Annotated in this window: 5 protein-coding genes and 1 pseudogene; 1 reads left to right on the forward strand and 5 read right to left on the reverse strand. The window is 32.2% G+C overall.

Annotated elements, in window-relative coordinates; all coding sequences use genetic code 11:
- Window positions 1-114, forward strand: a pseudogene (locus GO009_RS17095) (IS110 family transposase); the annotation flags it as partial.
- A gap of 44 nt (window positions 115-158) precedes the next feature.
- On the opposite strand, the gene GO009_RS17100 reads toward GO009_RS17095, so the two are convergent.
- The 5 genes from GO009_RS17100 to GO009_RS17120 form a co-directional block, all read right to left on the reverse strand.
- Window positions 159-1,373, reverse strand: coding sequence for a hypothetical protein (locus GO009_RS17100; protein ID WP_163627932.1), 1,215 nt, complete (start codon window positions 1,371-1,373; stop codon window positions 159-161).
- Window positions 1,374-1,548: 175 nt separating this feature from the next.
- Window positions 1,549-2,160, reverse strand: coding sequence for a hypothetical protein (locus GO009_RS17105; protein WP_163627933.1), 612 nt, complete (start codon window positions 2,158-2,160; stop codon window positions 1,549-1,551).
- A gap of 244 nt (window positions 2,161-2,404) precedes the next feature.
- Window positions 2,405-3,292, reverse strand: a complete 888-nt coding sequence (locus GO009_RS17110; RefSeq protein WP_163627934.1) for a Bpu10I family restriction endonuclease — start codon at window positions 3,290-3,292, stop codon at window positions 2,405-2,407.
- 3 nt (window positions 3,293-3,295) lie between these two features.
- Entirely contained in the window at window positions 3,296-4,471 is a 1,176-nt protein-coding gene (locus GO009_RS17115; RefSeq protein ID WP_163627935.1) for a DNA methyltransferase, read from the reverse strand.
- Window positions 4,471-4,785 (reverse strand): helix-turn-helix domain-containing protein, encoded by a 315-nt coding sequence (locus GO009_RS17120; protein ID WP_163627936.1) that lies wholly within the window; start codon window positions 4,783-4,785, stop codon window positions 4,471-4,473. Before GO009_RS17120 ends, GO009_RS17115 begins: the two co-directional genes overlap by 1 nt.
- Window positions 4,786-5,205: the final 420 nt, after the last annotated feature.

Here is a 5,205-nt window from a genome sequence, read left to right on the forward strand (position 1 = left end):
AAAAGCAAGAAACTAGCATTGATAGCGGTATCGAACAAGCTTTTGAAACAGGCATTTGCCATTGCAAAATCCGGAATACCTTACGATGAGAATTATATATCGAGATTGGCTTAAAAAGACTTGTTTTTTAACTCAGTTCTTTGTTGTGCATAGTGCTTTTATCCTTTTAATTTTGCTATTGCATTCAATAACTTTTCAAACGCTGGAATAGATAAACCTTCTGATTCTTTTGAGTCTAAAAAGTCGTTATTGTTATTATTTCCAAAATATTTTTCAACCAATTTTTCTTTAATTACTTGCTTTTTATCATCAGCCAATCCTTCAATAAAAGGATTGATTGAAGCTAATTCAAGTTCTGCGTTTCTATTAATGGTTTCTAATTTTCTATGTTTTGAAGATTCCCGAGCTGCATATGTTGCAGGATAAGATAAAGCTGCTGCTGCAATAATTCTTATTAGTGATTTAGTCCAATCAAAACCTTCAGAACTTAAATCTATGATAGTCCAAACTAACAATATGGAAAATACGCTCATAAATACAATTGCCATAACACGCCAAAAATCAGCACTTTTCTTATGGCTGTTTGCAATATTTTGATAATTACCAGTAACTCCAACGTTGCCAATCAGATTAACAAGAGTTTTTGCTTCTGTAAGTTTTTTGTTCAGTTGCTCAACAATTTTTGTGGTATCCGTGTCTATGCTATCTTTTAATTCGTCAATTTCTTCTCGGAAAGTTTCTTTAGCTTTGTCTATTTCAGTACGATAGGTCTTTCTATCGTTCTCAAAACTTTGATTGTGCTCGGATTTTATATTGTTAAAATTTGTTTGAAAACTTGAGTTTAAGTTTTGAATTTCAGCTTCTTTTCCTTCAATTAGTTTTAGTAATCTTTGGATTTCCGCTTCTTTATTTGTCAAGTTGGTTTTAAAACTTTCAATTTCAGATTTAAGTTCGTTTTTTTCTTTCTCCAAGGATTTATACTTTCCTTTTGCAGTTTTTTCAAAGTCAGCAATTTTTCGGGAAAAATTAAAGTCTGTTTTTGCAACAGGAATAGGTAAATTTTTAACTCGGTTTATAGCCGCATTGAAATTGTTAGTTGCATTGGTTAAGTGTCCGACATTATTATTTCCAGAAAAGCTATTAATTTGAGCAATTCCAGCATTCAATTCGTTGCTTAAAGCGTCAAGTTCGGTTTGTTGAACTAAATCAGGAATTGTTAGTTTAACTCGTTGATTTATATATGAAAAGACAGTTTGAAAGAATGATAGTTTTTCAAGGTCAATTTTTTCTTTTAATTCCTCATTTGATAATATTTCTTCTAATGAGTTTAACCTATCAAATATGTTATGTTTTTCAAAACTTTCTGATGTCATTTGTTCTGGTTTTGGTTGGTTTTCGCATTATGCACAACGGGTTTGTGTATGGCTCGTTGCGGAAAATCAGCTATGATTTTCCGCAGTAACCGAAAGATAGCAAATTGCAATGAATTCCGATTAGGAATTCAGCCGCAATGAGCTATACACGGTGTTGCCTGTAGTGCTTTATTTTTTATAAGTTATTTTCTGTCTCAATATATATTTTCCCGTTTAAAGGAATAATTGTCGTTATTGCATATTGGTCAGAAAAAGTTATTTTTTGTAATTCATAAATTTTGTTTGCATCTACTTTGTCCCAATAATTTAGTGGAATGGTATCTATAATTCCGAAAATCATATTGTCTCCGCCTTCACATCTTGTATCAACGTGGTGCATTTTGGGAACAAAATCGAGTGCAAAATCCAATTCTCCATTTTTCTTAAAGTATTTCCACTCTCCAATTCTGTAATAATAGAAAGCTCGGAAAGCTCCGCCCATTCCACAGTCGATAAAAGAGCTTATTTTATAATTTCCTTCTGATGATAGAATTCCGTCCGAGTCATATTCTTTCCAAAGTCCGCATTTTATATCACTAACATTGTCTTTTGAAACTGCCATTTTTCCAATTCCGCTTACAGTTCCGTTTTTGTTTTTAAGTTCAATAAGAGTGTCTTTGTCTGGAAGTCCATTTTCAAGTTCGCCGTAAAGTTTGTCGTCTTGAATGTAAATCCGATTCTGATGAAGATTTTTGGTTCCGCAACCAAATGTCAAAATAATTAATATATATGCTATCGATTTGTTCATTTTCGCATTACAGGCAACGGTTAGTATATGAAAAGTAGGCGATTTCGAAGCATTTCACTTTCGGTTAAGCACAAACTTTGATACGAGCCAAAAGCCTTGATTTTATTACTGTTTCGCCTATTTTTTATATACATTGTTACCTGCTGGCTTTATTTTTTCGTTCGTCTTTCAGCGTTGGCAAAGACATACTCTTTTGTAATTTTTGGTGTAGCGGTGGCTCGTGCGAATTGCAAATGTGTATGGCTTATGAGAATGAGCCTCTTTCTATAGCTGCTTCCGCATCATACCAAGTTGCATTAACAAATTCTTGAATTTCACTCACGAATTTTATCATCACGTCAGAACTTATTGGATTATCTTTATGTTGGTCTCTAACCTCTTCAAAAATGCTCCTTTTTTCGTAAGGTAATCTTTTGGCTTTTCTCAACAGAAAAACATTATCAATATCCGTTAATCTAACATCTTCGGGCTTCATATCTAAATATTCAATCAATGCATAATATTTGGACAAGGGACATCCTTGTTTTAGTCTTGATGCAGTACCTGCACATTCTTGAAACATTGTCTTGTCATAATTTACTTTGACTTCTGCTGCAAGGACAGCAAGGAAAAACCGACCATCCAATGTAAGTTTCTTATCAAATTTACTGTCAGGAGAAAATTGGTAGTAAATACTCTTTCCAATTGTAAAATCTTGGTCTTTTTGTTTTAATACAATTTCTGGTTTTTGCGCAAGACTTTCAATTGAACTTGGTCTGAACGATAATGACATAAATGCAGTTTGAGAACCTGTTTCTATTTCTTTCGGAAGGTTTTTTATTACATCATCATTGACTAAATGAATAAGGAATTCCTCAATTATGCTATTGTCAAGCTTAAGTTGTCCCTTTTGCCTTTTAATAAAAGGGCTTCCGCTTTTAGCAATTAACTCCACTTCCAAATAATCCTTATACTCATTGAGAAGTTTAGTCATTTCTTTAACTCTCGTGTCTCCCGAACTTTTTAGTTTGGATAATTGAGATGTCCAATTCAGATATGCTTTATGTGCTTCTTCTAATAAGCCTTTATCATTTTTAGCTTTTGGGTTACTGATTGCTGCAATGAGCTTATCTCTATGCGGTGTTAATGCCATACTTTATTTATAAATAGGTGAGTTTTTAACATATTTTATTTTATTCATCACATCATCAAAATCGTTTATAACATCAACAGGAGCTGATTTTCGTGCTTCAATTAAATGTTCTTCGGCAATGTTTTGAGCGAATCCTGTTTTGGGAATTTGGTTTGCGATTTTTTTAATAATTAGAATATCTTCAATAATTTCTTTTCCGAATTTGTTTTGAAATGCTCTATTACTTTTAGATAAAATCGAAAAGCCACCCATTTTATTTATTAATTCAGAAATTATAAGTCCATTGTAAAAAGGAGTTTTTCTTACATTAGATTCTTTTCCAAGAACCATAACCATTTTGCCGTTATCATTCAACGAAAGCCAAAAGCTTTTTAAAGAAGCTTCCATATCCATTATATACTGAACAACTGTTAGCAAGCGATTCCCTCTATTTTTTCTGTTTGAGCCAAACTCTGAATGAGCAACGTTTAAGATTTTGTAGTTGAAAGATTCTGTTACTGCACGATAGTTTTGATGATAGTTAAAGACATTAATATATGGAGGACTTGTAATTATTAAATCTATTTTGCTTTGATACAATTCTCCAATTAATCTTGCATCTAAATTGTGAACTTCAATTGATGAACTATTGAAAGGAAGATTTAATAGGTTGTTTTTAAACCATTCAAAAGATTTTTTTAATGATTCTTTAATTGTCAACTTCTTGTCACTTTCTGAAGCAAAGAGAATATTCATTAAAAAAGACAAATCAGTTTCACTGCTAATCTGTTCAATTTTTTTTGCTACTTGGATAAGACCTGAATATGAATCTCTATAAGATTCGGAATTGTTATAAATCAATTGTCCATTTAATTGAGATAAAACACTTTTAAGCTTTAATTCAATTGTATCAATTAAGCTTTGTCGTTCTTTCAGATTTAAATTTGAATATTTATAAAAACTTGACATTTGATAAGCTGCTGGATTAATCTCGAATCCAATTGCTGTATGTTCTTTTTTTGCTGCCTCAATTAAAACAGTTCCACTTCCAACAAATGGGTCAGCAATTACTGAATTTGGTTTGAGACCAACTATCTCAATAATATATTCAACAAATTCAGGTGTAAACTGACCTCTCCAATTGAAAATATTTGACCTTGTTTTTTGTAAAACATCTAATCTATCTTGTGTTAGTTCCATTATGCCGTTTTTATATTTTTAAGTCTACGATACTCTGCTTTTTCTTCTGCAACTTGCAAAAGTTGCTTTGTGCAATTTGTTTCGTAAATCTGTTTTCCAATTTGGTCGGTTAGATATTCATTCCGCAATTCAGTAAGATTAAGGTTGAAAATTTTTGCAAGTTTTGGTAAGCGTTTTTCATCAAAATCTCGTTTTCCATTTTCTATTTTACTCAAATTAGCAGAGTCTAAATTCAATTTGGCCGCAAGTTGAGTTAAAGTCAATTCGTGTTCATTTCTTAAAAGTCGGATGTATTCTCCAAAAGTGGTCTCCATAAGACTTGTCATTTTTTGACAAATTTATGAATATTAATTGAATTATTCCATTCGAGCGTTGGGAAATTTTAGCTCTTTTGGTTTTTAGAGCGGTGGAATTGTGTGTGGCAAAACCTAAAGTGCTAAAATATGCAGTTGGTTTTTAGCTTGCAGGTAACGGTTTGGCTATGAGCAGTTGGGGATTTTTTGCCCTAACTTTTCAGTTTAGCACTGACCATTATTTTATGTTCTAATTTTTGGTTAATCACTTAAACCCCAATTGCTTATAGCCGTCTTAAGTTTGATTCTGATTAAATTATAGTCATAAATCAGAAAGAACAAAAGAGGGGAACAAGGTCAATATAGCCATGGGAAGTATCGATTCCGTCAACATTGATGACCCCCTCTCTTTTCCACTCAAGAATTCGTTCAGTTCTGTGA

The organism is Allomuricauda sp. TY007 (assembly GCF_010468565.1).
GTDB lineage: Bacteria > Bacteroidota > Bacteroidia > Flavobacteriales > Flavobacteriaceae > Flagellimonas.